The organism is Actinoplanes sp. NPDC051388 (assembly GCF_055586225.1).
This window is the reverse complement of sequence record NZ_JBVJIP010000005.1, coordinates 295,508-317,397: the sequence shown is the minus strand read 5'-3', so window position 1 is coordinate 317,397 and position 21,890 is coordinate 295,508. Positions and strand designations below refer to the sequence as shown.

Annotated in this window: 21 protein-coding genes; 12 read left to right on the top strand and 9 right to left on the bottom strand. The window is 72.7% G+C overall.

Annotated features, from left to right (window positions below):
* Positions 1 to 2: 2 nt before the first annotated feature.
* The 4 genes from ACZ6TI_RS15670 to ACZ6TI_RS15655 all read right to left on the bottom strand — a co-directional run bounded on the left by ACZ6TI_RS15670 (position 3) and on the right by ACZ6TI_RS15655 (position 5,150).
* Entirely contained in the window at positions 3 to 1,271 is a 1,269-nt protein-coding gene (locus ACZ6TI_RS15670) for a polyamine ABC transporter substrate-binding protein (protein ID WP_465345729.1), read from the bottom strand.
* The gene (locus tag ACZ6TI_RS15665; RefSeq protein WP_465345728.1) at positions 1,271 to 2,374 is read right to left on the bottom strand and encodes an ABC transporter ATP-binding protein; all 1,104 of its coding nucleotides are present in this window, start codon (positions 2,372 to 2,374) and stop codon (positions 1,271 to 1,273) included. The genes ACZ6TI_RS15670 and ACZ6TI_RS15665 overlap by 1 nt, the downstream gene beginning before the upstream one ends.
* 35 nt (positions 2,375 to 2,409) lie before the next feature.
* Positions 2,410 to 3,852, bottom strand: a complete 1,443-nt coding sequence (locus ACZ6TI_RS15660; RefSeq protein WP_465345727.1) for a gamma-aminobutyraldehyde dehydrogenase — start codon at positions 3,850 to 3,852, stop codon at positions 2,410 to 2,412.
* 194 nt (positions 3,853 to 4,046) lie between these two features.
* Positions 4,047 to 5,150 carry a LolA family protein gene (locus ACZ6TI_RS15655; RefSeq protein WP_465345726.1) on the bottom strand — a complete coding sequence of 368 codons (1,104 nt, stop codon included), beginning with the start codon at positions 5,148 to 5,150 and terminating at the stop codon, positions 4,047 to 4,049.
* Between the two features lie 105 nt (positions 5,151 to 5,255).
* On the opposite strand from ACZ6TI_RS15655, the gene ACZ6TI_RS15650 reads away from it, so the two are divergent.
* The 3 genes from ACZ6TI_RS15650 (at position 5,256) to ACZ6TI_RS15640 (ending at position 8,116) form a co-directional block, all read left to right on the top strand.
* The gene (locus ACZ6TI_RS15650; protein WP_465345725.1) at positions 5,256 to 5,936 is read left to right on the top strand and encodes a response regulator transcription factor; all 681 of its coding nucleotides are present in this window, start codon (positions 5,256 to 5,258) and stop codon (positions 5,934 to 5,936) included.
* The gene (locus ACZ6TI_RS15645; protein ID WP_465345724.1) at positions 5,937 to 7,286 is read left to right on the top strand and encodes an ATP-binding protein; all 1,350 of its coding nucleotides are present in this window, start codon (positions 5,937 to 5,939) and stop codon (positions 7,284 to 7,286) included.
* 68 nt (positions 7,287 to 7,354) lie between these two features.
* Complete coding sequence (locus ACZ6TI_RS15640; RefSeq protein ID WP_465345723.1) at positions 7,355 to 8,116, top strand: YcnI family protein; 762 nt, start codon at positions 7,355 to 7,357, stop codon at positions 8,114 to 8,116.
* A gap of 52 nt (positions 8,117 to 8,168) precedes the next feature.
* On the opposite strand, the gene ACZ6TI_RS15635 is transcribed toward ACZ6TI_RS15640, so the two are convergent.
* Entirely contained in the window at positions 8,169 to 8,438 is a 270-nt protein-coding gene (locus tag ACZ6TI_RS15635; RefSeq protein ID WP_465345722.1) for a DUF2277 domain-containing protein, read from the bottom strand.
* 43 nt (positions 8,439 to 8,481) lie between these two features.
* On the opposite strand from ACZ6TI_RS15635, the gene ACZ6TI_RS15630 reads away from it, so the two are divergent.
* Genes ACZ6TI_RS15630 through ACZ6TI_RS15620 form a run of 3 tightly spaced genes read left to right on the top strand, consistent with a single transcriptional unit; the run spans position 8,482 to position 10,423 of the window.
* Positions 8,482 to 9,555, top strand: a complete 1,074-nt coding sequence (locus ACZ6TI_RS15630; RefSeq protein ID WP_465345721.1) for a hypothetical protein — start codon at positions 8,482 to 8,484, stop codon at positions 9,553 to 9,555.
* 31 nt (positions 9,556 to 9,586) lie between these two features.
* Positions 9,587 to 10,132 (top strand): TetR/AcrR family transcriptional regulator, encoded by a 546-nt coding sequence (locus ACZ6TI_RS15625; protein ID WP_465345720.1) that lies wholly within the window; start codon positions 9,587 to 9,589, stop codon positions 10,130 to 10,132.
* Between the two features lie 9 nt (positions 10,133 to 10,141).
* On the top strand, positions 10,142 to 10,423 hold the full coding sequence (locus ACZ6TI_RS15620) for a DnaJ family domain-containing protein (RefSeq protein WP_465345719.1): 282 nt from the start codon (positions 10,142 to 10,144) through the stop codon (positions 10,421 to 10,423).
* A gap of 88 nt (positions 10,424 to 10,511) precedes the next feature.
* On the opposite strand, the gene ACZ6TI_RS15615 is transcribed toward ACZ6TI_RS15620, so the two are convergent.
* The gene (locus ACZ6TI_RS15615; protein ID WP_465345718.1) at positions 10,512 to 11,888 is read right to left on the bottom strand and encodes a DUF6114 domain-containing protein; all 1,377 of its coding nucleotides are present in this window, start codon (positions 11,886 to 11,888) and stop codon (positions 10,512 to 10,514) included.
* 1 nt (position 11,889) lies between these two features.
* The gene (locus ACZ6TI_RS15610; protein ID WP_465345717.1) at positions 11,890 to 12,552 is read right to left on the bottom strand and encodes a DUF6230 family protein; all 663 of its coding nucleotides are present in this window, start codon (positions 12,550 to 12,552) and stop codon (positions 11,890 to 11,892) included.
* Positions 12,553 to 12,791: 239 nt separating this feature from the next.
* On the opposite strand from ACZ6TI_RS15610, the gene ACZ6TI_RS15605 reads away from it, so the two are divergent.
* A complete protein-coding gene (locus ACZ6TI_RS15605; protein WP_465345716.1) occupies positions 12,792 to 13,442 on the top strand; it encodes a sensor histidine kinase in 651 nt (216 codons plus the stop codon).
* A complete protein-coding gene (locus tag ACZ6TI_RS15600; RefSeq protein ID WP_465345715.1) occupies positions 13,439 to 14,920 on the top strand; it encodes a sensor histidine kinase in 1,482 nt (493 codons plus the stop codon). The genes ACZ6TI_RS15605 and ACZ6TI_RS15600 overlap by 4 nt, the downstream gene beginning before the upstream one ends.
* Here the strand turns inward: ACZ6TI_RS15600 and ACZ6TI_RS15595 are convergent.
* The gene (locus ACZ6TI_RS15595) at positions 14,917 to 15,723 is read right to left on the bottom strand and encodes a methyltransferase domain-containing protein (RefSeq protein ID WP_465345714.1); all 807 of its coding nucleotides are present in this window, start codon (positions 15,721 to 15,723) and stop codon (positions 14,917 to 14,919) included. The two genes, ACZ6TI_RS15600 and ACZ6TI_RS15595, sit on opposite strands and share 4 nt — an antisense overlap.
* Positions 15,724 to 15,829: 106 nt before the next feature.
* Between ACZ6TI_RS15595 and ACZ6TI_RS15590 the strand changes: the two genes are divergently transcribed.
* The 4 genes from ACZ6TI_RS15590 to ACZ6TI_RS15575 all read left to right on the top strand — a co-directional run bounded on the left by ACZ6TI_RS15590 (position 15,830) and on the right by ACZ6TI_RS15575 (position 20,641).
* Entirely contained in the window at positions 15,830 to 18,604 is a 2,775-nt protein-coding gene (locus tag ACZ6TI_RS15590; RefSeq protein WP_465345911.1) for an ATP-binding protein, read from the top strand.
* An 85-nt stretch (positions 18,605 to 18,689) separates the two neighbouring features.
* Positions 18,690 to 19,403 carry a hypothetical protein gene (locus ACZ6TI_RS15585; protein WP_465345713.1) on the top strand — a complete coding sequence of 238 codons (714 nt, stop codon included), beginning with the start codon at positions 18,690 to 18,692 and terminating at the stop codon, positions 19,401 to 19,403.
* Between the two features lie 40 nt (positions 19,404 to 19,443).
* Complete coding sequence (locus ACZ6TI_RS15580; protein ID WP_465345712.1) at positions 19,444 to 19,989, top strand: RNA polymerase sigma factor; 546 nt, start codon at positions 19,444 to 19,446, stop codon at positions 19,987 to 19,989.
* On the top strand, positions 19,982 to 20,641 hold the full coding sequence (locus ACZ6TI_RS15575; protein WP_465345711.1) for an anti-sigma factor: 660 nt from the start codon (positions 19,982 to 19,984) through the stop codon (positions 20,639 to 20,641). Before ACZ6TI_RS15580 ends, ACZ6TI_RS15575 begins: the two co-directional genes overlap by 8 nt.
* Here the strand turns inward: ACZ6TI_RS15575 and ACZ6TI_RS15570 are convergent, their stop codons facing one another.
* The gene (locus ACZ6TI_RS15570; protein WP_465345710.1) at positions 20,642 to 21,742 is read right to left on the bottom strand and encodes a lactonase family protein; all 1,101 of its coding nucleotides are present in this window, start codon (positions 21,740 to 21,742) and stop codon (positions 20,642 to 20,644) included. It abuts the gene before it with no gap.
* Positions 21,743 to 21,890 lie beyond the last annotated feature (148 nt).

Below are 21,890 nucleotides of genomic sequence, written 5' to 3'. Positions count from 1 at the left end.
CGTCACCCGAGCACGATCGGTTCGAAGATGCGCTGGTACTCCTGCTGCTCGGCGGGCGTGGCGAAGTCGCGGAAGTAGTGCAGCTTGGCGTAATCGGCCTCGCTCGGGAACACCAGCGGGCTGTCCGCGACCGCGGTCAGCTCCGCCTTCTCCTCGCCGGACGCCTTGGCCGCGTCGGCCTTGAGCTGCTCCTGCGCCGACGGCACCGGGGTGACGTAGTTGATGTAGCTGGCCAGCGACGCCGCCATGTCGGTGCGGAAGAAGAAGTCGATCAGCGTGATCGCGTCGAGCGGGCTGGGCGCGGTGATCGGGATGGCGAAGTTGTCGGTCCAGATGTTGCCGCCCTCCTCCGGGATCACGAACTTGAAGTTCGTGCCATCCGAGACGTTCTTCTGGAAGATGTCGCCGGACCAGGCCTGGGTGATCCACACCTCGCCCTTGCCGAGCGCGTCCACGTAACTCTGGTCGTAGTAGTTGCGGATGATGCCCTGGTCCTTCTGCTCCTTGAGCTTGTCCGCCGCCTTGCGCCAGTCGTCCGCCGTCGACTTCGCCGGGTCGATGCCCAGCGCCAGCATGCCGAAGTTGCCGAGCTCCTGGGTGTCGGAGTACATGCCGACCTTGCCCTTGAACGCCGGGTCCCACAGGTCGGCCAGCTTGGTGATCGGCCGGGTGATCTTCGCCGGGTCATAGGCGATCCCGGTGATCCCGGACGTCCACGGGACACTGTAGACATTCCCCGGATCAAAGGCTTCGTTCTTGTACGCCGGGGCCGCGTTCTTGGCGTAGTTCGGCAGCTTCGCCAGGTCGAGCGGCGCCAGGAAGCCGGAGTCCTTGAACTGCTTGAACTGGATCCCGTTGGTGATCACCATCAGGTCGAACCCGATCGGCTGGTTCGCCGACAACTGCGGCTGCACCTTGGCGAACCAGGGGCCCATCTCCTGGATGACCTCCTGGTAGTTCACCGCGATCCCGGTCTCCTTGGTGAACGCCTTCAGCTCCGGCTGCTCCGGATCCATGTAGAGCGGCCAGTTCGCGAAGTCCACCTTCTTGGTCGACGTCTTGCCGGCCCAGTACTTGGCCACCGCGTCGGCGGCCGGTGCGCTCGCGCCGGGGTTGCCCTTGCCCTCGACCCCGCAGGCGGCGAGTGCCATGCCCAGGGCGGACAGACCGGAGATGCGCAACGCGTCGCGGCGAGCGAGCCGCCGCTGGGTGAGACCCCGCAGCAGCGCCGGGTCCGAGGGGAGGTGGCGGGGGGTGGGGGAGAAGGACATCAGACTCCGATCGGGTACGAGTGCTGCGCGTTCCAGGTGAGGAAGACTTTGTCGCCACGGCTCGCCAGGTCGTCGGCGTTGGCGGCGTTCTGGTCGAAGACCACGAACTCGGGACCGGCGGCGGTCGTCACCGTGTAGTTCGTGGAGGTGCCGTGGTAGACCACCTCGGTCACCCGGCCGGAGAGCACGCTGCAGTCGCTGGACGGCACGGCGCCGCGTTCCAGGTCGATCTTCTCCGGGCGCACCGACACCTCGAGCTTGTCGCCGGCCTGCACCGATGCGGGCACCGGCACCAGCACCCGGTCGCCCTCGCCGAAGAGGAGCACCGCCTGACCGCCGGAGACGCTGTCCACCGGCGCGGTGAGCAGATTCGAGGTGCCGATGAAGCCGGCCACGAACCTCGTCGCGGGCTTCTCGTAGATCTCCCGGGGCGACCCGAGCTGGTCGATCCGGCCGCCCTCCATCACCGCGATCCGGTCCGACATGGTGAGCGCCTCGCCCTGGTCGTGGGTCACGTAGACGAAGGTGATCCCGACCTCGCGCTGGATCCGCTTGAGCTCGACCTGCATCTGCTGGCGCAACTTGAGGTCCAGCGCGCCGAGCGGCTCGTCCAGCAGCAGCGCCCGCGGCTTGTTGACCAGCGCCCGGGCCAGCGCGACCCGCTGCTGCTGCCCGCCGGACATCTCCCGCGGCGCCCGTTTCTCCATGCCGCCCAGCGAGACGATCTCGATGATCTCGCCGACCCGGCGCTTGATCTCCGCCTTGTCGACCTTCTTGCGTTCCAGCCCGAAACACACGTTCTGATAGGCCGACATGTGCGGGAACAGCGCGTACGACTGGAACACCATGTTCACGTCGCGCTTGTTCGGGGACACGTTGGTGACGTCCTGGCCGTCCAGGAACACCGTGCCACCGGTCGGGTCCTCGAAGCCGGCGATCATCCGCATGGTCGTCGTCTTGCCGCAGCCGGACGGGCCGAGCAGCGAGAAGAACTCGCCCTGCCCGATGGTCAGGTCCAGCGGCTTGACGGCGGACACCGTCTCGCCGTGCGACAGGTAGTCCTTGTGCACTCCGACGAACTCGATTGCTGGGGTGTCGCTCATGGGGGGTACCTCTTAGCTGCGGGGGAGTGGGGCGATCAGCCGAGGCCGACGTGGTGCATCACGTGTTTCACGCGGGTGTACTCCTCGAACCCGTACACCGAGAGGTCCTTGCCCTGGCCGGAGTGGCCGAAGCCGCCGTGCGGCATCTCCGAGACGAAGGGGATGTGACAGTTGACCCAGACGCAGCCGAAGTTCAGCCTCCGCGTCATCCGCATGGCCCGAGAGTGGTCGCGGGTCCACACGCTGGCGCTCAGCCCGTACCGGACGTCGTCGGCCCATCGGGCCGCCGCCTCCTCGTCGGCGAACCGCTGCACGGTGATGACCGGGCCGAAGATCTCGTCCTGGATCATCTCGTCCCGCTGTCGCAGGCCGGTGACGACGGTGGGCTCGACGAAGTAGCCGCGGTCGCCGATCCGCCGGCCGCCGGTGACCACCCGGGCGTGCTCCGGCGCGCGGTCCAGGAACCCCCGCACGCGGGCCAGTTGCCGCGCGTTGTTCACCGGGCCGAAGTCGGCGCCGATGTCCTCCGGGCCGCCGACCTTCATCGCCTCGGCGGCGGCGACCAGCGCGTCGGTGAAGTCCTTCGCCACCCGCTCGTGCACCAGCACCCGGGTCGCCGCCGTGCAGTCCTGCCCGGCGTTGAAGTATCCGGCGCCGGCCACCCCGGCGGCGGTCGCCTCGAGGTCGGCGTCGTCGAACACCACCACCGGCGCCTTGCCGCCGAGCTCGAGGTGCACCTTCTTCAGGTCCGGCGCGGCGGACGCGGCCACCTCCATGCCGGCCCGCGTCGACCCGGTGATCGACACCAGCTGGGGCGTGGGATGGGCGATCAGCGCGCGGCCGGTGTCCCGGTCACCGCAGACCACGTTGAGCACGCCGGGCGGCAGCACCCCGGCGGCGATCTCGGCGAGCATCAGGGTGCTGACCGGCGTGGTGTCGGACGGCTTGAGCACCACGGAGTTGCCGGCCGCGATCGCCGGGGCGAACTTCCACACCGCCATGACCATCGGGTAGTTCCACGGCGCCACCTGGGCGCAGACGCCGACCGGCTCGCGGCGCACGTAGCTTTCGTACCCATCGAGGTATCGACCTGCCGACCGGCCCTCGAGCAGTCGCGCCGCGCCGGCGAAGAACCGCAGCTCGTCGAGCAGCGGAGCCATCTCCTCGTCGCGGGTCAGCCCGATCGGCTTGCCGGTGTTGCGGCACTCCGCGGCGATGATCTCCTCGGCCCGCGCCTCGACCGCGTCGGCCAGCGCGAGCATCGCCCGCTGGCGCTCCGACGGGGTGGCCTCGCGCCAGGTCTCGAAGCCCTCGCGGGCGGCGGCCATGGCGGCGTCGACGTCCGCGGCCGACGACACCGGCGCGTGGGCATAGGTCTCGCCGGTGCTCGGGTCGATGACCGGCGAGGTGATGCCGTCGGCCGGGTCGGTGTGCGACCCGCCGATGAAGTTCCGCAGCACGGGCAGCGCGTCGCTCAACGTCGGTCCTCCAGCCCCTCAAGGACGTGGACGGACCTTGACATAGAGGAGACCTTCGAGACAAGGGAATCCGAAGTATTTTGCAGGACCGAAACGGAATCAGATGTCGATGCCCGGATTCGCCACGTAATCCGGCGACGGTCCCCGATTCCGCAAGGGATTCGGGGACCGTCGCCGTGGTGGTTCGTCGATGACTACTTCGTGGCCGCCGCGTACAGCTTGTCGGGCGCGACCGCGCCGGCGAACACCCGGCCGTCGTCGGTCACCAGCACGCTGAACAGCGAACCGGAGACCAGTCGTCCGGTGCCCCACGCGCCGCTGACCTTCGGCAGGCTCTCCAGCAGCCCGGCCACCTGGCCGGTCGCGGCGTCGTCGCCGGTGGGCATCTTCGCCGTCACGATCGAGGTCCAGCCCTCACCGATCACGGTCGGCCCGGTCCCGGCCGGCTTGACCGGCGCCTTCTCGGCCTCCTCGGCGTGGTCCGCCTCGGCCTTCTCCTGCAGCTGCTGCGGGGACTGGGTCTCCACCTTCGTGCCCGGCGGCGGGTTGAAGGTGAACTGCTCGGCGTCCGGCACCGCGAAGCTGATCTGCTGGAACGCCACCCGCACGGCGGGGTCGTTGGCGCCCTTCGCATAGACGTCCACCCGCAGCGGAATGTGCTGCTCGGCGTCGATCGCCAGCCGCACCTGCCCGATCAGCGAGGCGGTGTCCTTCGGCGCGAGCACCAGCTCATAGGCGTCGCGCCCGGCCACCTCGGCCGCGCCGGTGGTGCTGACCGCCGTGGTCGGGTCGATCGCCGCCAGGGCCGCGTCCGCCGCCTCCTGCGGGGTCGACGGCACACCGGTGGCCTGCGCCCTCGGGGTCTTCGCGTCGGCCGGCAGGGTCATATGCGTGGCCGTCTGCTGCTGGCTGCGCCAGACCCAGACGTCCGAGCCGTTGCGGATCACGTCGGTTTCGCCGAGCACCCCGAGCAGCGCGATCCGGGCCTTGTCCTCCCCGGCGTACCAGACCCGCGCGGTGTTGCTGCCGGCGATCAGCTGGGTCAGCGCGTCGCCCTGCCCGGTGAGGCCGGGCACCTGCGGCAGGCCCAGATCGGCCGTCTGCACGATCGTGCCGGAGAAGCCGTCCACCTTCGCGTTCTGCACATCGACCAGCAGCTGTGCGGCGCTGCGCTCCGGCAGCGACGGGTCCGCGCTGGCCACGATCGTGCCGGCCGCGGCGCCACCCCCGATGACCACGACCGCCGCCGTCGTCGGCACCAACCAGCGCAGCATCGGCCTGGACCTGAACACGCTCACTACGTCCACCTCCCGTTGTCCTGCCGCCCACTCTGCGCCGGACGCGCTGTGACCGCGCTGAGAAGGTCCCCTAAGGGTTGCACCCCGGATGGCAAGGTTGTAGGCGTGCGAGTGCTGGTGGTGGAGGACGAGGCGCGGCTGGCCGCGGCGTTGCAGCGCGGGCTGCAGGCCGAGGGCTTCGCCGTGGACGTGGCCGGCGACGGGCAGGACGGTCTCGAGCTGGCCCGGCACGGCGGGTACGACGCGATGATCCTGGACGTGATGCTGCCCCGGCTGTCCGGCTACCGCGTGGTGCGTCAGTTGCGGGCGGAGCGGCAGTGGCTGCCGGTGCTGATGCTCTCCGCCAAGGACGGCGAGTACGACCAGGCCGACGGGCTCGACTGCGGCGCCGACGACTACCTGACCAAGCCGTTCTCCTATGTCGTGTTGCTGGCCCGGCTGCGGGCCCTGCTGCGCCGCGGCGGCCGGGAGCGCCCGGTGGTGCTCGCGCACGGCGACGTCGAGCTCGACCCGGCCGAGCGCCGGGTGCTGGTGGCCGGCACCGAGGTGGTGCTCACCGCCCGCGAGTTCGCGCTGCTGGAATACCTGATCCGGCACCCCGGCCAGGTCGTCTCCAAGACCGAGCTGCTGGACCACGTCTGGGACGCCGCGCTGGAGACCGCCCCGAACGCCGTCGAGGTGTATGTGGGCTACCTGCGCCGCAAGATCGGCCGGGACCGGCTGGAGACCGTGCGGGGCGCCGGTTACCGGCTGAGCGGACGGTCTCCAGCGGGCACGGCCGGCTAGATGGGCTGGTTCCGCCGGCGCAGCCTGCGCGCCCGGCTCACCATCGTCTCGGTGGCCGCGCTGTCCGCCGGTCTGCTGGCCGGCGGCGTGCTGCTCATCGGGGTGCTGAACTTCGCCCTGCTGCGGGCCATCAACGCCGAGTCGCTGGACACCGCACGGGCGGTCGCCGCCCTGGTCACCCAGGAGGCGCTGAGCGAGCCGATCCCGGCCACCCCGGGCGTGCAGGTGCAGGTGGTGGACCGGTCCGGCCGGGTGATCGCGGTCTCCGCGACCGCCGACCGGCTGGTGCCGATCCTCTATCCGGACGAACTGCGCGCGCTGCCGGACGGCGGCGGCCGGGTGATTCCGGGCGACCGGATCGGGCTGAGCGGGCCGGTGCGGGTGGTCGCGGTGACCGCCGGGAAGCCCACCGATCCGGTGCAGGTGCTGGTCGCGCGGTCGACCGCGGACGTGCTGGCCGGGGTGCACCTGCTGCGAATCTCGTTGCTGATCTCGTACCCGATCCTGATCGCGCTGATCGCGGCGGTCTCCTGGCGGGTGGTGGGGGCCGCGTTGCGGCCGGTGGAGGCGCTGCGGGCGGGCGCCGAGGACATCACCGGGCGCGCCCGCTCGGACCGGCTGCCGGTGCCCGCCACCCGCGACGAGATCCACCGGCTGGCGATCACCCTGAACGACATGCTGCACCGGCTGGACGCGGGCCGGGCGCGGCAGCGGGCGTTCGTCGCGGACGCGGCGCACGAGCTGCGCAGCCCGCTCACCAACATGCGCACCGAGCTCGAGGTGGCGCAGCGGCTGCCGGACGACACCGACTGGCCGGCCCTCTCCGCCGACCTGCTGACCGACGTGGAACGGCTCAGCCGGCTGGTCGACGACCTGCTGCTGCTGGCCCGCGCGGACGACGCGACCGGGCGGGCGGTCGCGCCGGTGGTGCCGGTCGAGCTGGGCGAGTTGCTCGCGCAGGTCGCGGCGCGACATCAAGGCGTCCGGTACGAGCGCCCGCCCGAGCCGCTGATCATGACCGGCGACCCGGACGCGCTCGCCCGGGTGGTGGCGAACCTGCTGGACAACGCCGTGCGGCACGCGGCCGCCCGGGTGACGCTGGCGGTCGCCGAAGCCGGCCCGCACCTGCTGATCACGGTGACCGACGACGGGCCGGGCATCGGCGCCGCCGACCGGGAGCGGGTGTTCGACCGGTTCACCCGCCTCGACGACGCCCGGGCGCGGGACGCCGGCGGCTCCGGGCTGGGCCTGGCCATCGTCCGCGAACTCGTCCGGCGACATCACGGAACGATTACTCTCGGTGACGCGAAGCCCGGTCTCCGAGCCGAAGTCCGTCTTCCGAAATCGTAGGGAACTTTTCGGCCCGCTCCGCCGACCAATGGCCGAACGCCCGCCCGAGTCTGGAAGGCCTGACAAAAATGAGCTTGTTCAAGCGTGTGACCGTGGTGGCCGGTGTGGTCGCCGCCCTCACCCTCGCGGTGGCCGCCCCCGCGTCGGCGCACGTGACCGTGAGCAGCGCCAGCGCCGTGCAGGGCGGCTACGGAGTGCTGAACTTCCGGGTGCCCAACGAGAGTGACAGCGCGTCCACCACGAAGCTCGAGGTGAACCTGCCGATCAAGGACGCTCCGGTGGCGTCCGTGTCACTACGTCCGGTGCCGGGCTGGACCGCGGTGGTGGAGAAGGCGAAGCTGGACACGCCGATCGAGGCGCACGGCACCCAGATCACCGAGGCGGTCTCCAAGATCACCTGGACGGCGTCCGGCGACGCGGCCGTCAAGGCCGGCCAGTTCCAGCAGTTCGAGGTCTCGATGGGCCCGCTGCCGAAGGTCGACCAGATGGTCTTCAAGGCGCTGCAGACCTACTCCGACGGCAACGTGGTGCGCTGGATCGACGAGCCGACCACCGACGGCACCGAGCCGGAGAGCCCCGCGCCGACCCTGAAGCTGGCCGCCGCCGCGCCGGCCGCGGATCAGGCCGCGACCACTCCGGCGGTCGCCGCCGAGGAGCCGGCCGCCGACGAGTCCGGCAACACCGGCACGCTGCTCGGCATCGCCGGCCTCGCGCTGGGTGTGATCGCGCTGATCGTGGCGCTGCTGGCCTACCGCAGGTCGGGATCGGCCGCCGCCGGGCCGGCCTCGGCCGAGTCCCGCGAGAAGGTCTCCGCCGGCAAGTCCAGCTGATTGCTCCGAGAGCAGCCGCCGGCCTTGTGGCCGGCGGCTTTCTGCTGTCCGGTCAGGACGCGTACCGCTTCTCGGCGCGGGCCCGGGCCTTGATCGCCTCGGTCTCGCGGTCCTTCGGCGGCGCGGTGGTGACCAGCTCGGCGAGCAACTCCTCGGTGATCGCGGCGACCGCCCGGACGGCCCGCTCGAAGGCGGCCTCGTTCTTCTGCGACGGCCTGGTGGACCCGGCAACCTTGCGCACATATTGCAGAGCGGCGGCGTGCACCTCGTCGTGGGTGGCCGGCGGCTCGAAGTTGTGCAGCTGACGAATGTTTCGGCACATGCCCTCGAGCTTAGGCACGGCCCGGTGGATTACGCTGCCCGCCGTGATCGTCAGTGAGTCCGAGGCGCTCTCCCGCGCCGGTGCGAACGCCCGGGTGGCGACCGGCGAGACGGCCACCTTCGCCCGCGGCGCGGACGCCCTGGTGGTGATCGTCGACGCGGGCGACCGCCGGCACGGCTGCGCCGTCGACAACGCCACCACCCTGCGGCTGCGCGGTCCCTTCCCGGAGCCGGTCGGCCGCTGGCTGCGGGCCCCGAGCTACTTCGCCGCGGACGGCCCGCCCGACCCGCCGGCCCCGCCGATGTACGCCTTCGCCCGCCTCCCGGACGGCTGCGTCGCGCTGGGCCCGGTGCGCCAGTCGGTGTCCGAATACCAGGAGCGTGCGCTGGTCGACGGCCGGTTCCAGTTCGCCGGCCCGTTGCCGCCGGAGCTGCTCGACCGGGTTCGGCCGGTCCCGCCCGCGGCGCCGCCCGGCCTGCACTGGCTGGCCACCGCCGAGAACGACCGGGTGGCGGCGACCCGTGAGTTCATCGCCGGTTGGCACGCCGGCGTGCCGCACCGCCGCCGCACCGCACCGGCGGTGCCGGTGCCACGCCCGCTGGGCGAGTTCTACGGCGCCGCGGCCGGGCGGCCCGAAGTGCTGGGCCGGCAGAACCGGATCGTCGAGCCGGAGGCGCTGGAACCGCCGGACGAGCACGGCCGCACCATGATCGCGGTGGAGAACCAGGGCGTCTGGTCGGCCTGGGCCGATCTCACCGAGCCCGATCCGCAGATCTGGTACGACGGCATCGCCGAGGACTGGCTGCCCGAGCGGGAGCGGCTGAGCGGCTGGCTGCTGCACTTCACGCTCTCCGAGGCGGCGCTCTGCGCGCCGTTCACCGGGTGGGCCCAGCTGACCACCGACGAGATGCGGCACTTCGCCCGCACCCTGCGACCGGCGCCGCTGCAGCCGGCCCGGTTCCCGAGCGACCTGACCCGGCACTACGTGGCGCCCGGCGTGGTCGTGCAGGCCGCGGAGCACGAGGACGGCGTCGTCGTCTTCGCCGGCGCCCGGCACCGCTCGGCGCTGCGCCCGTGGCGCTCGCCCGGTTTCGTCTGGGAGGACTTCGACGGCTGAGACCGGGCTGCCGGCGCTGTACCGTGACCGGGTGTCCGTCCCGCGGAGAAGCTCCGGGCCGGCCCCGCCGCTGACCGAGGCCGCGATCCTCGACGCCACGCTGGCGCTGCTCGACGCGGGTGGGCCGGAGGCGGCCTCGATCAAACGCATCGCCGCGGCCCTGGGGGTGGCGCCGAACGCGGTCGCCATCTATTTCCCGGAGCGGTCGGCGGTGCTCCGGGCGGTGGTCGAGCGGATGCTGGGCGAGATCGATCGGGAACCCGCGCCGGCCGGGTGGCGGGCCGGGATCGAGGCGCTCGCGCACGCCTTCCGCCGCCGGCTGGCCGGGCACCCCGCCGCGCTGCCGCTGCTGCTGACCGGCCCGATGGGTGGCCCGAACGCGGCCCGGCTCCGCGCGCGCCTGCAGGAACTGCTGGGTGAGGGCGGTCTCGGGCCGGACGACGCGGCGCGCGCAGCGCACGCGATCAGCGTCTTCGTTCTCGGGTCGATCACCCTGGAGGCGGCCGGGGTGCTGACCGGTGGAGGGCAGTTCGGGTGGGGGCTGCGCAGGCTGCTGGACGGCCTGACCGGCGGATAAAATCGGGGCATGAACTGGTACGAGTCGTCGATCGACCGCCAGCTCCGGGAGGCGCAGGAGCGAGGCGAGTTCGACAATCTGCCCGGCGCCGGCAAACCGCTCCCCGGCGCGGGCGGCGAATACGACGAGGACTGGTGGGTCAAGGACTGGCTGCGGCGCGAGGGCGACGCGTCCGGCATCCTCCCGCCCACGCTGGCGTTGCGCCGCGAGCGGGAGGAGCTCGAGGCGTTCGTCGACCGCAAGACCTCCGAGCAGGCCGTCCGTGACCACGTGGCGGCCCTCAACGAGTAGATCCGCAAGGCGCGCGTCGGCCTGATCGGCGGTCCGCCCACCCTGTTGCCGCCGATCGACGCCGACGAGGTCGTGCGCGCGTGGCGGCTCAGGCGAGCTCGGTCAGCTTGAAGGTCTTCGCGGTCAGTTCGTCGCAGCGCACGAAGGCGAGCTCGATCCGGATGTCGGTGAAGACCAGCACCGGCAGGGTCAGCGGCGGCGGCTGATCCGGGGTGAAGGTGACCGGGATCAGGCCGAACAGCTTGCCCTCGAACTTCGGCGTGTAGAACCGGACGTCGCCGGTGGTGGTGAGCTCGCCGCTCTTGATCAGGGTGGTGCGGCCGCCGCGCTCGCCGATGGTGAGCGAGAACGGCGTGGTCACCGACTTGTCCATGCTGAACTTGAGCACCCGCTTCGGGCCGTCCGGGGTTTCGATCTCGGTCACGCCGTCGTAGGTCGACTCGTACATGGTGAGCTTGTCGCCCTCCATGATCCCGGGCTGGATCGCCACGCTCGGGACGCCGGCGGCGGTGGCCTTCTTGTCCAGGACACGCGGGCCCAGGCAGGGCACGTCGTCGTTCTTCTCTTTCTCCTTCGGCACTCCCTTCGTCGGTGCGGGTTCACCCGACGGCGAAGGGGATTGCGAAGGCGAGGGGGATGGTGATGGTGATGGTGCCGGCGACTCCTCGTCGCCGATGCCGAGCAGGTCCCCGATGCCGTCGACGAAGCCGTTCCAGCCGTCGACGATCGGGTTTCCGGTCCCTTCGTCCTCGGCGGGCGCCGACTCCTCGGGTTCGGCCGCTGGCTTGGCAGCCGGCTTTTTGGGCGCCGTCTTCGCGGCGGCCTTCGGCGGCGGCTGCCGGGTGGCCGAGGCGGACCGGGACGGGACGCCATCGGGGCAGTCGTCCTCGGCGCGTGCCGGTGAGTGCCCGGCGATGAGCACCGCGGCACTCACCGCCAGCGGCACCAGCGTGATGGCGAGCAGCTTGCGGTGCGTCCCCCGCGCGTCCCCCGGCTCGGGTGGGGCGGCGGGATCAGCGAAAGGGGGCGGCTCCAGGATCGCGCTGCCGACGTCCTCGGCCCGTTGCGCCGGCGTCGGGGTTGCCGGTGTCGGGGGCGCGAGCGTCGGGGATGCCGGCGTCCACGCGATCACCAGGGCGCCACCCGCGATGCCGAGCAGCATGCCGGCCCCGAAACCGCCGAGGTTGAGCCCGATCAGCGAGTAGAGCGCGGTGAGCAGCCCGATGATCGCGTAGAACAGCCGCTGGCCCGGCGTCACCCAGACCAGCACGCCGCAGAGCAGCATGATCACCGGCAGCACGTACGAGAGATAGCCCTCCATGCCGAAGTGGACCTTGATGTCCGCCAGGGTCAGGTTGGCGCTGAAGAACAGGGCGAACGCCGACAGGATCAGCAGCAGCCCGCCCCAGAAGGGCCGGGCGTGGCGCCATCGCCCGAACCGCGCCCACGTGTCGGCGGCGGCCACGTCAGAAGCATTCCTTCGGCTCGGGCCCGACGTTGATCTTCAGATGGAGGCCGTTCAGCCGGAACGTGCCGGCGGTGGTGGACACCGCGGTCTGCCGCAGCCCGGTGATCACGACCTGGTCGGCCTGCTGCCCGAAGCCGCCGATCTCGCCCTTGGCGTCGGCGCCGCCCTTGGTCAGCGTGCCGGCGTCCTGACCGATCGCGATGTTGGAGAACGTCGCGTCGCCGGCCAGATCCTTGACGCCGATCAGCAGGTTCGTGGCCTCGGCCGGGTTGCCGCCGCCGCCCGCGTTGATGGTCAGGCTGACCGGGGAGCCGTCCACGTGCACCGACTGGCAGAGGTTGGTCAGCTGGGCGTTGGCGATGCCGGAGAACGCGACGGGGATCACGTTGCCCTTGGCGTCCTTGACCGCGCCGCCGTACTGGGAGAAGCCGGTGCCGTCGAGCCGGTCCGCGGAGATCTTGAAGTCCTCGCCGGAGACGGCGAAGCTCGCCGCCAGGGCGCCGTGCGCCATGCCGAACAGCAGGCCTCCGGCGACCAACGCGGAGGCGCCGGCGGCGATCCCGAACCGGCGCCAGTTGGTGCGGCCGGTTCCGGCGGGGGAGGGAGAGGGGGTTGTCACGGGCGAGCCCTCTTTCAGCGGGGATGGTCGATGCCCGGACATGTAACTCCGCTGTCGCGTAGGTCACAACCACCAACGTTACCCACGAGTAACACGATGGTCATCGAGATTGCCCACGGATAGTGACCGGCACCGGTTTCCTGCCCGATTTGCCGGATCCATCAGTCACCGACCGTCAAGCGTCACGGATCGGTAACGAATCCCAGGGACCTCACAGAAACCACGGATCGAACCGGTTACCCGGTGCTCAACCCGGCCGGAATTCTGCCGAAATACATCACGTGTCCGTCGACGAGCAGGAGCGCCTGGCCGCGCTCCACGAGTACCGCCTGCTCGACGCGCCCGCGGACGGCTACCTCGAGCTGCTCTCCGACGAGCTGAACGACACCGGCCCGGCGCGCGCCTGGATCGGCTCCGCCACCCGGGCGGTCGGCCGCATGCAACACCTGATCTCCGACCTGCTGACCTATGCGCGGGCCGGCAGCGGCCCATGCCGATCGAGCCGCGCCGGCCTCGGCGAGCTGGCCGGCCTCGCGGTCACCGACCTGCGCGCCGCGATCGACGAGGCCGGCGCCGAGGTGGTCGTCCCGGCGAGCCTCCCGGAGGTGCTCGGCGATCCCACGCTGATCCGCCGGCTGCTGCAGAACCTGATCGGCAACGCGGTCAAGTACCGGCCCGCCCGGGTCGAGCTGAGCGCCGAACGCGCCGGGAACGCCTGGGCGGTTTCGGTCGCGGACAACGGCATCGGCATCCCGATCGAGCACCGGGAGCGGGTCTTCGAGATGTTCACCCGGGTGGATCGCACACCGGCCGGCCACGGCGTCGGGCTGAGCACCTGCCAGCGCATCGTCGAGCGGCACGACGGCGAGATCCGGGTCGGCGCCGGCCCCGGCGGCGGCACGACGGTCACCTTCACGCTCCCGGGCGCATGACCGTGCGATCCGTGCAGCGTCGCGTCGGCGCCGGCATCGCGGTGCTGCTCACCCTCTTCGTCGGCCTGGTCGTGGTGCAGTTCGTGACCGTCGACCGGTTGCAGACCACCCGGCTGCGGCACGCCGACCAGCTGGGCCGGGCGCGCGAGGCGAACAAGGACGTCCTGCAGCACATGACCGACGCCGAGACCGGGCTGCGCGGATTCCAACTGACCGGCGATCCGGTGTTCCTGGCGCCCTACGACAGCGGGCGGGTCGGCGCGTACACGTCGTTCGACCTGGTCACCACGCTGACCCGGGACGACGATGTGGCACGGCTGCTGATGGCGGAGAGGCAGGTGGCGTCGCACTGGCTCTATGCGTACGCGGTGCCGATCGTGAACGCGGGCGTCGCGGACCTCGACGACACCCGGGCCGCCCGGGGGCGGGAGATGTTCGACGACATCCGGGTCGCGAACGCGGCCGTCGACCGGGCCATCCGCGCCGAGCAGCAGTCCGTCACCGCCCAGGACCGGGCACTGGCCCGGATCGTGCAGGGCGTCGGCGCCGGTCTGGCGCTCGGCTTCCTGGCCATCGCCCTGCTGATGGCGGCCGTCCACCAGCGGCATCAGCTCGCTCCGCTCGAACACATCCGGCGCACCCTCGAGCGGCTCGCCGCCGGCGACCGGTCGGCCCGGGCCGTTCCCTCGGGTACGCGTGAACTGCGCGCCGTCATCGGCACCCTGAACGAGCTCGCCGCCGAGACCGAACGGATGCTCGCCGACGAACAGCGGCTGATCACCGAGCTCCGGGCGCTGGACGAGCGCAAGGACGACTTCGTGGCGACCGTGACCCACGAGCTGCGTACCCCGCTGACCAGCATCCTGGGCTACACCGAGATGCTCGCCGACGAGGACCTGCCGCAGCACCAGCGGCGCGGCGTGGAGGCCATCCTCCGCAACGCGCTGCGGCTGCGCGACACGGTCGCCGACCTGCTGCAGCTGGACCCGGCCGCCCAGCGCTGCCGGAACACCGCGCCGGTCGACCTGGCCGCGCTGGCCGATGCGGCGGCGCGCGAGGTCGCCGCGGCCGCCCGGGCCAAGGGCGTCACGGTCACCGCCGAGGTCGCGCCGGCCTGGGTGCACGGCGACGCCGGCCAGCTCGACCGGGCGGTGCGCAACCTGCTCGACAACGCGGTCAAGTTCACCCCGGCCGGCGGCACCATCACCTGCCGGGTGACCGGGGTCGGCGAGAGCGCCGCGCTGGACGTCACCGACACCGGCATCGGGGTGCCGCCGGACGACCTGCCCGGCCTGTTCACGCCGTTCCACCGCGGCGCCAACGCGATGGACCAGGCGGTGCAGGGCTCCGGGCTGGGGCTGGCCATCGTTCGCAACATCGTCGCCGAACACGGTGGCGCGGTGTCCGTACGGTCCGCACTGGGATCGGGAAGCACCTTCACGGTGACCCTCCCCGCGATCGTCCCCGCCGCGGTCTAGCGGCGCTTCAGCGCGCTGATCAGAAGCGGCCACACGGAGGTCGTCTCGGGCTGGTCCGCACTGGCCTTGGCGAGGTCCGCCAGCCACTGGTCCCGCTGCTCCTCGGTGATCAGCCCGCGGGCCACCGCCAACGGTGCGATGCTGCGGAAGGTGGCCGCCAGCATGGGACCCGAGTCCGCCATCGTGCCCAGGATCCCGGCGATGTCGGTGTCGTCCGGCGCACCGATCCCGGCCTCGGCGAAGAGCGCCGGCAGCCGCGTGCCGAGCCGCACGTCCCGCCCCGCCGCCGTGTACGCCCCCAGGAACACCCGCCGCCACTCGTCCACCACGTCCAGCTGCGGATAGGAGTCCACACTGCGCATGTCGTAGTCCTGCAGCACCAGCGCGCCGCCGGGCGCCACCCACCGCCACATCCGGCGCAGCACCGCCACCGGGTCCTTGGTGTGCAGCAGGATCAGCCGCCCGAACACCAGGTCGAAGCCGCCCGCCGGGACCGCGTCGTCGTCGGTCTCCACATCGGCCGCCACGAACTCGCCACCGGTGTGCCCGGCGGCCAGCCGGCCCAGCTCGGCGTCCACGTCCAGGCCGACCACCCGGCCGGTCGGACCCACCCGGTCGATCATCAGCCGCATCACCTCGCCCGGCCCGCAGCCCACGTCCAGGCAGCGGCCGCCCGCGGCGAGCCCGGCCCGGTCCAGCAGCCGCGCGGTGGCCGCCTCCCAGACCGCGGCCTGCCGGCGCAGCCGTTCGTACTCCTCCGGGGTCCGGCCCATCACGTACTCGCCGGCCGGTGCTGTGCTCATGCGTTGCCCCTTTGCCTCCGCGGACTGTCGGTGTTGTGCTTCCACCCTGGTCAGGAGCACCGCGACCGGTCATCGTGGAACACCTACCGAGAATTTGCGGGTGCCGATGACCGAACCGCGGGGACGGGACGCCGAGCTGGCCGTGCTGGCCGGCGGCATCGACGCGGCCACCGGCGGCGCCGGACGGCTGCTGGTGCTCGAGGGCGGCGCCGGCATCGGCAAGACCACGCTGGCCGACGCCGCGCTGCGCACCGCCCGCGATCGCGGGCTGACCGTGCTGCGCGCCCGCGGAAACCCGCTCGACCAGGACTTCTCGTTCGGCGTGGCCCGGCAGACGTTCGCCGCGGCGCAGACCGGGCCGGGGTGGGCGGAGCTCTGCCGGGGCCCGGCGGCGCTGGCCGGCCGGGTGCTCACCGCCGGCACGCCGCCGCCGGCCAGCACCGCCGACGCCACCTGTGCGGCGGCGCACGGCCTCTTCTGCCTGACCGCCGCGGTCGCCGCCCGCAACCCGGCGGTGCTCTGCGTGGACGACGTGCACTGGGCGGACGTGCCCTCGCTGCGCTGGCTGGTCGGCCTGGCCCGGCGGGTCGACGAGCTGGCGCTGGCGCTGATCCTGGTGGTCCGCTCGGGCGAGCCCGCCGCCGACCCGTACCTGCTCGAGGAACTGCTGGCCGGCGCGTCCGGCACGGTGCTCAAGCTCGGCCCGCTCGACCCGGTGACGACCGCCGGCCTGGTCGGCGCGCACTTCCCGGCCGCCGCACCGCAGTTCGCGGTGGCCTGCCACGACGCCAGCGGCGGCAACCCGTTCCTGCTCAAAGCGCTGCTCAACCATCTCGCCGCCACCGGCGCGGAAACTCCGGAGAGCCTGGGTGCGGTCGGCCCGGAGGAGGTCGCGCGCTGGATCTCGCTGCGCCTGCACCGCCTGCCCGAGGGCTGCGCCGAGCTGGCCCGGGCGCTGGCCGTGCTGGGCCCCGCGGCCCGGCTGAACGACGCCGCGGACCTGGCCGGCATCGACCCGGACAAGGCCGCGAGCTGCTCCGACGCGCTGCTCGCGGCCGGCCTGGTGACCACCTCGCCGCTCGCGCTCGCGCATCCGATCGTGGCCGCCGCGCTCTACGAAGGGATCGGGCCGGGCGAGCGGGGCGTCTGGCACGCGCGGGCGGCGACGCTGCTGGACGCCCACGGCGCCGACCCGGAACGCGCGGCCGTGCACCTGCTGCGGGCGGAACCGGCCGGGCGGGCGCAGGCGGTCGCGCTGTTGCGGGCGGCGGCCACCCGGGCCACCGGCCGGGGCGCGCCGGAGACCGCGGTGACCTATCTGCGCCGGGCGCTCGCCGAGCCGCCGGACGATGCCACGGTGGACGCGGCGGTGCGGCTCGACCTGGCCCTCGTCCTCGCGGCCGGGCGGCAGGAAGGGACCACCGATCTGGCGCTCGAGGCGGTCGCGGCGATCGCCGACCCGGTGGCCCGGGCCGAGGCGGCGCTGCGGTGCGGGCGGGCGCTGGCGATCTCCGCGTACAGCGATGCGGCGATCGCGGTGCTGCGGCTGGCGCCGGACAGCGCGGAGGTGCCGCTGCTGACGCGCACCCGGATCCAGGCCGAGCTGGGCGCGGCGGCCGGCACCGCGGGCCACACGTACCCGCTCGGGGTCGCCTATGTGAGCCGCTGCCGCGCGGACCCGCCGCCGCTGCCGTTGTGGCGGGTGATCGAGGCCATCAACGACACCTTCGCCGGCCGGCCCGCCGGCGAGACCCTGGCCCTGCTGCGGCCGCTGCTGGCCGACCGGGTGCTGGCCGCGGAGCGCGACTCGCTGCTGCCCACCGTGGCCGGGCTCGCGTTGATCGCGAACGGCGACCTGGACACCGCCCGCGCGATGAGCGAGGCGGTGGCCGACGCCGCCCGGCCGCGCGGCTGGCTGAGCACCATGGCGCACGGGCGGTTCCTGCGGTCGCTGGCGCTGCTGCCCGCCGGGCTCGTCTCCGAGGCGGTGGCCGACGCCCGCGCCGCGCTGGACTTCAAGCTGAACAGCAGCACCCCGCCGACCGGCCTGCTCTTTGCGCTCGGCCCGCTGCTCGACGCGCTGGTCGAGGCGGACCGGGTGCCCGACGCCGAACAGTTGCTCGGCGCGTCGTTCCCCGGCGAGCCGCCGCCGTGCACCCTGAGCAGCGGGCTGTTCCTGCAGAGCCGGGCCCGGCTGCGGCTGGCCCAGGACCGCACCGCCGACGCGATCGCCGACCTGCGCGCCGCCGGCCGGCTCTGGACGGAGTACCAGGTGGTCCATCCGGCGCTCGCGACGTGGCGGGCCGATCTGGTGGGCGCGTTGCTGGCCGTCGGTGACCGCGCCGGTGCGGAGACCGCGGCCCGCGAGCATCTCGCGCTGGCCGAGGCGGCCGAGGCGCCCGGTCCGCTGAGCATCGCCCTGCGGGCAGCCGCCGAGGTCGCTCCGCGGGACCTGCGGGTGGAGACGCTGCGCCGGGCGGTGACGGTGACGGACCGTACGCCGGCGCGTCTTGCCCGGGCGTACGCGATGCTCGATCTCGGCAGCGCCCTGCGCCGGACCAACCACCGTGACCAGGCGCGGGTTCCGCTGCGCGAAGCGCTCGATCTGGCCACCGCCGGGGGCGCGCACCGGCTGGCCGCGCGGGCGACGGCGGAGTTGCACGCGGCCGGCGCACGTCCCCGGCGGGCGGCGGCGCACGGGCCGGCCGCGCTGACCGGCGCCGAGCAGCAGGTCGCCGGGCTGGCCGCGGGCGGGCTGACCAACCGGGAGATCGCCCAGCGCCTGGTGCTGAGCCGCCGGACGGTCGAGACGCACCTCGCGCACGCCTACGCGAAGCTGGGCATCACCTCGCGGATCGACCTGGCCGCCGCGCTGCGATGAATTTTCTTTCCGGATCCGCGAACCGATCCGGCCCGGACGCGCGAACTTGCCGATAGAAGACCACCGACATCGGGGGAGCCTGGTTATGAAGCGCACGAATCCGCTGATCATTCTGCTGGCCGGGGTCAGCGTGGCGGCCGTTCTGATCGGGCTCGGCTGGCAGGCGGATCGGATCTTCGGCGACGGCAAGTCCGTCGGGAACATCGTGGCCGGCGCGCCCGGCGCCTCGCCCAGTGTGCCGCCGGAAGCCCCCGGGGAGGGCGCGGCGGTGCCCGAGGCGAGCGCGCCGGCGTCGCCGGCCACCCCCATCGACAAGCAACCGGTCGCCGAGGCGGCCAAGCTGACCGGCACCTGGGCCGGCCACCTGGAACCGGGCACGCTCGCGATCAGCGCCAAGAATGGCAAGGCGATCGCCTACCTCTGTGACGGCGAGAAGATCGAGTCCTGGTTCCAGGGCACCGCGATCAACGGCAAACTCGACCTGAAGGGCAAGGACGGCGCCACCCTGACCGGCAGCGCCGACCCGAAGAAGGCGCAGGGCAAGATCAAGGTCCGCGACCTGACCATCGACTTCACCGTCGAGACCGTGAAGAAGCCGTCCGGCCTCTACCGGGCGTCGGCCAACGTGCGCGGCGCCAAGGTGGTCGGCGGGTGGATCGTGCTCAAGGACGGGCGCCAGGTGGGTCTGGCCACGGTGAACGGCGAACTGGTCAAGCCGGGCATGCTGGACGTCTCCAAGGGCACCGCGACGGTCGGCGGGAACGAGGTGACGGTCCTTCCCGCCGAGGACAGCCCGTGATGCACCGGGCCGATGCCGACCCCCTACGATCAACTGCACAATGGACGATTCCCGGCTGGCCGGCCAGTTCGCGACAGGTGGCGAGGACGGTTTCGCGGCGGTCTACACGGCCTTCCGCGGCCCGGTCTTCGGCATGGCAGTGACCATGCTCGCCGACCGCGGTCTCGCCGAGGAGGCCACTCAGCAGGCGTTCATCGGCCTGTGGCGCGGGCGGGCCCGGTTCGACCCGGCCCGCGACCTGGCCGCCTGGGTGTTCGGCGTGGCCCGCCGGGCGGCGGTGGACGTCTACCGCCGCGAGCGCCGGGGACCGCAGACCTCCGGCTCCGAGCCGCCGGAGGTGCCGGTGGAGGCGCTGTCGGCGGAGCGGTTGTGGGAGGCCTGGGAGGTCCGCCGCGCGGTCGAGGCCCTGCCGGCGGACGAGTCGGCGGTGGTGCGGCTCGCGCACTACTACCAGATGTCACACACGGAGATCGCGTCCCACCTGGACATTCCGGTGGGCACGGTGAAGTCGCGTTCGCATCGGGCACATCGCCGGCTGGCGGAGGCCCTGGGTCACCTTCTGGAGGGGGAGGTCACCGATGAGTGACGAGACCCTCGACCGGCGGGCCAGCTCTCTGGAGCAGGGCGAGCCGGCGCACCTGGCGTCCTTGCTGGGGCATCCGGCGACCTGGGCGGACGCCCCCTCCTTCTCCGCGGCCGACCTGATCGCCGCGGCCTCGGAGCCGCCTTCCGCAGAGTCGGAGTCCTTCGCGCAGCCGGAGCCGGCGCCTGTTTCGGAGCCGGTCGCCGATGTGATCCCGTTGCCGGTCGGGCGGACGCGGCGGCAGCGGTTCTACCGGCCGTTGCTGGCGGCCGCGGCCGCGTTGGTGCTGGTCGCGGCGATCACCGTGGGCGTTCTGCAGACTCAGCAACCGCCCACCGCGACCATCTCGCTGGCCGGCGCCACCGGCGCCCCCGAGGCGCACGGCCGGATCAAGGTGATCGAACGCGACGCCGGCTGGCGCCTCGAGCTGGACGTCCAGGGCCTGGCGCCCGCGGCACCCGGCACCTATTACCAGGGCTGGGCGATCCGCGACGGCGACCGGGTGCCGCTGGGCACCTTCCACATGCACGAGGCGGGCCGGGTCGAGCTCTGGTCCGGAGTGCCGTTGCGGCAGTTCCGGCGCATCGAGGTCACCAGGCAGGACGTCGGCGCGGGACAGGACCCGGGAACGCTGGTCCTCGCCGGCGGCATGTAGTCAGCCGGCGAACGCCACCGCGGTGACGGCGAGGGTCCCGGCCACCGGGCCGGGCACGCCGGTCTCCGGGTCCACCGGGAACCAGGTCACCGTGCCGGAGCGCTGGTTCGCCACGTGGAGCCACGCGCCGGTCGGGTCGAGCGAGAGGTGTCTCGGCCAGTCCCCGCCGCAGGACGGCGCCGCGACGCGCTGCAGGCTCGCACCGTCGTCGGACACCGCGAACACGCCGATGGTGTTGGCGCCCCGGTTGCCCACGTAGACGAACCGGCCGTCGTCCGAGACCACGATTTCGGACGGAAAGTTGTCCACACCCGTGTCCGGCGCCGCCGCGACGACCTGACCGGGCGTGAGGACGCCGTCGGTCCAGGCGCACACCGTCACGGTCGAGGCGTACTCCGACGCCACGTAGGCGAATCCACCGCCCGGGTGGAAGGCGAGGTGGCGAGGGCCGCTGCCGCGCGGCAGCGCGACGCGGTGCGCCTCGGTCAGCGCGCCCGGGCCGGCGTCGAGCGCATAGCTGAACACCGTGTCGACGCCCAGGTCGACCGAGAGCACCCAGGCGCCGGTCGGGTCCACGACGACCTGGTGGGCGTTCGACGCGCGGCCGCCGGACCGCTGCGACCGGGTGTCGGTGGCCGGACCGACGGCGCCGTCCGCGGCGATCGGGTGGGTGACCGTGGCGCCGCCGCCGTAGATCGAGGTGAACAAGAAGCCGCCGCCCGGATGCACCGCGACGTGCGCCGGTCCGGAACCGGTCGGCACGGTGCCGAGCAGCGCCGGCGGACCGTCGCCGAGGCGCAGGGCGCTGACGCTGCCACCCGACTCACTGACCGCGTAGGCCACCGCGCCGCCGGGCCCGCGGGCAATCCAGGACGGGTCGGCGACGACCGTGGTCCAGGCGTCGATCACCGGCGTGCCGGTCAGCGGGTCGAGGTGCCCGCTGCCGAGGCCGGATCCACCGCTGCCGGTGTAGGTGCCGATGAGCAGGGGCTGCGGGTCCGGCTCCTGCTCCGGACCCGGCTCCGCGCGTGCCCAAGGGGCCGCCGCGAGGAGGCCGCCGGCCTTGAGGACGGTGCGTCGGGAGACGCGCGGGAAATTCATGAACGCCAATGTACCTGATCAACTGAACCGGTTCATTGGGCTCGGTGGTGGGGGGGGGGGGGGGGAAGGGGTCCTTCCCCCCCCCCCCCAACACCCGTCCGTTGGTCAGGTCCCCAGGATTTCTGTCTTCCTGCCCCCAAACCCAACC

Coding starts and splice junctions, on each gene's coding strand:
- ACZ6TI_RS15670 (WP_465345729.1), bottom strand. CDS start 1,271: ATGTCCTTCTCCCCCACCCCCCGCCACCTCCCCTCGGACCCGGCGCTG.
- ACZ6TI_RS15665 (WP_465345728.1), bottom strand. CDS start 2,374: ATGAGCGACACCCCAGCAATCGAGTTCGTCGGAGTGCACAAGGACTAC.
- ACZ6TI_RS15645 (WP_465345724.1), top strand. CDS start 5,937: ATGGGCTGGTTCCGCCGGCGCAGCCTGCGCGCCCGGCTCACCATCGTC.
- ACZ6TI_RS15640 (WP_465345723.1), top strand. CDS start 7,355: ATGAGCTTGTTCAAGCGTGTGACCGTGGTGGCCGGTGTGGTCGCCGCC.
- ACZ6TI_RS15635 (WP_465345722.1), bottom strand. CDS start 8,438: ATGTGCCGAAACATTCGTCAGCTGCACAACTTCGAGCCGCCGGCCACC.
- ACZ6TI_RS15620 (WP_465345719.1), top strand. CDS start 10,142: ATGAACTGGTACGAGTCGTCGATCGACCGCCAGCTCCGGGAGGCGCAG.
- ACZ6TI_RS15610 (WP_465345717.1), bottom strand. CDS start 12,552: ATGTCCGGGCATCGACCATCCCCGCTGAAAGAGGGCTCGCCCGTGACA.
- ACZ6TI_RS15600 (WP_465345715.1), top strand. CDS start 13,439: ATGACCGTGCGATCCGTGCAGCGTCGCGTCGGCGCCGGCATCGCGGTG.
- ACZ6TI_RS15595 (WP_465345714.1), bottom strand. CDS start 15,723: ATGAGCACAGCACCGGCCGGCGAGTACGTGATGGGCCGGACCCCGGAG.
- ACZ6TI_RS15590 (WP_465345911.1), top strand. CDS start 15,830: ATGACCGAACCGCGGGGACGGGACGCCGAGCTGGCCGTGCTGGCCGGC.
- ACZ6TI_RS15585 (WP_465345713.1), top strand. CDS start 18,690: ATGAAGCGCACGAATCCGCTGATCATTCTGCTGGCCGGGGTCAGCGTG.
- ACZ6TI_RS15580 (WP_465345712.1), top strand. CDS start 19,444: ATGGACGATTCCCGGCTGGCCGGCCAGTTCGCGACAGGTGGCGAGGAC.
- ACZ6TI_RS15575 (WP_465345711.1), top strand. CDS start 19,982: ATGAGTGACGAGACCCTCGACCGGCGGGCCAGCTCTCTGGAGCAGGGC.
- ACZ6TI_RS15570 (WP_465345710.1), bottom strand. CDS start 21,742: ATGAATTTCCCGCGCGTCTCCCGACGCACCGTCCTCAAGGCCGGCGGC.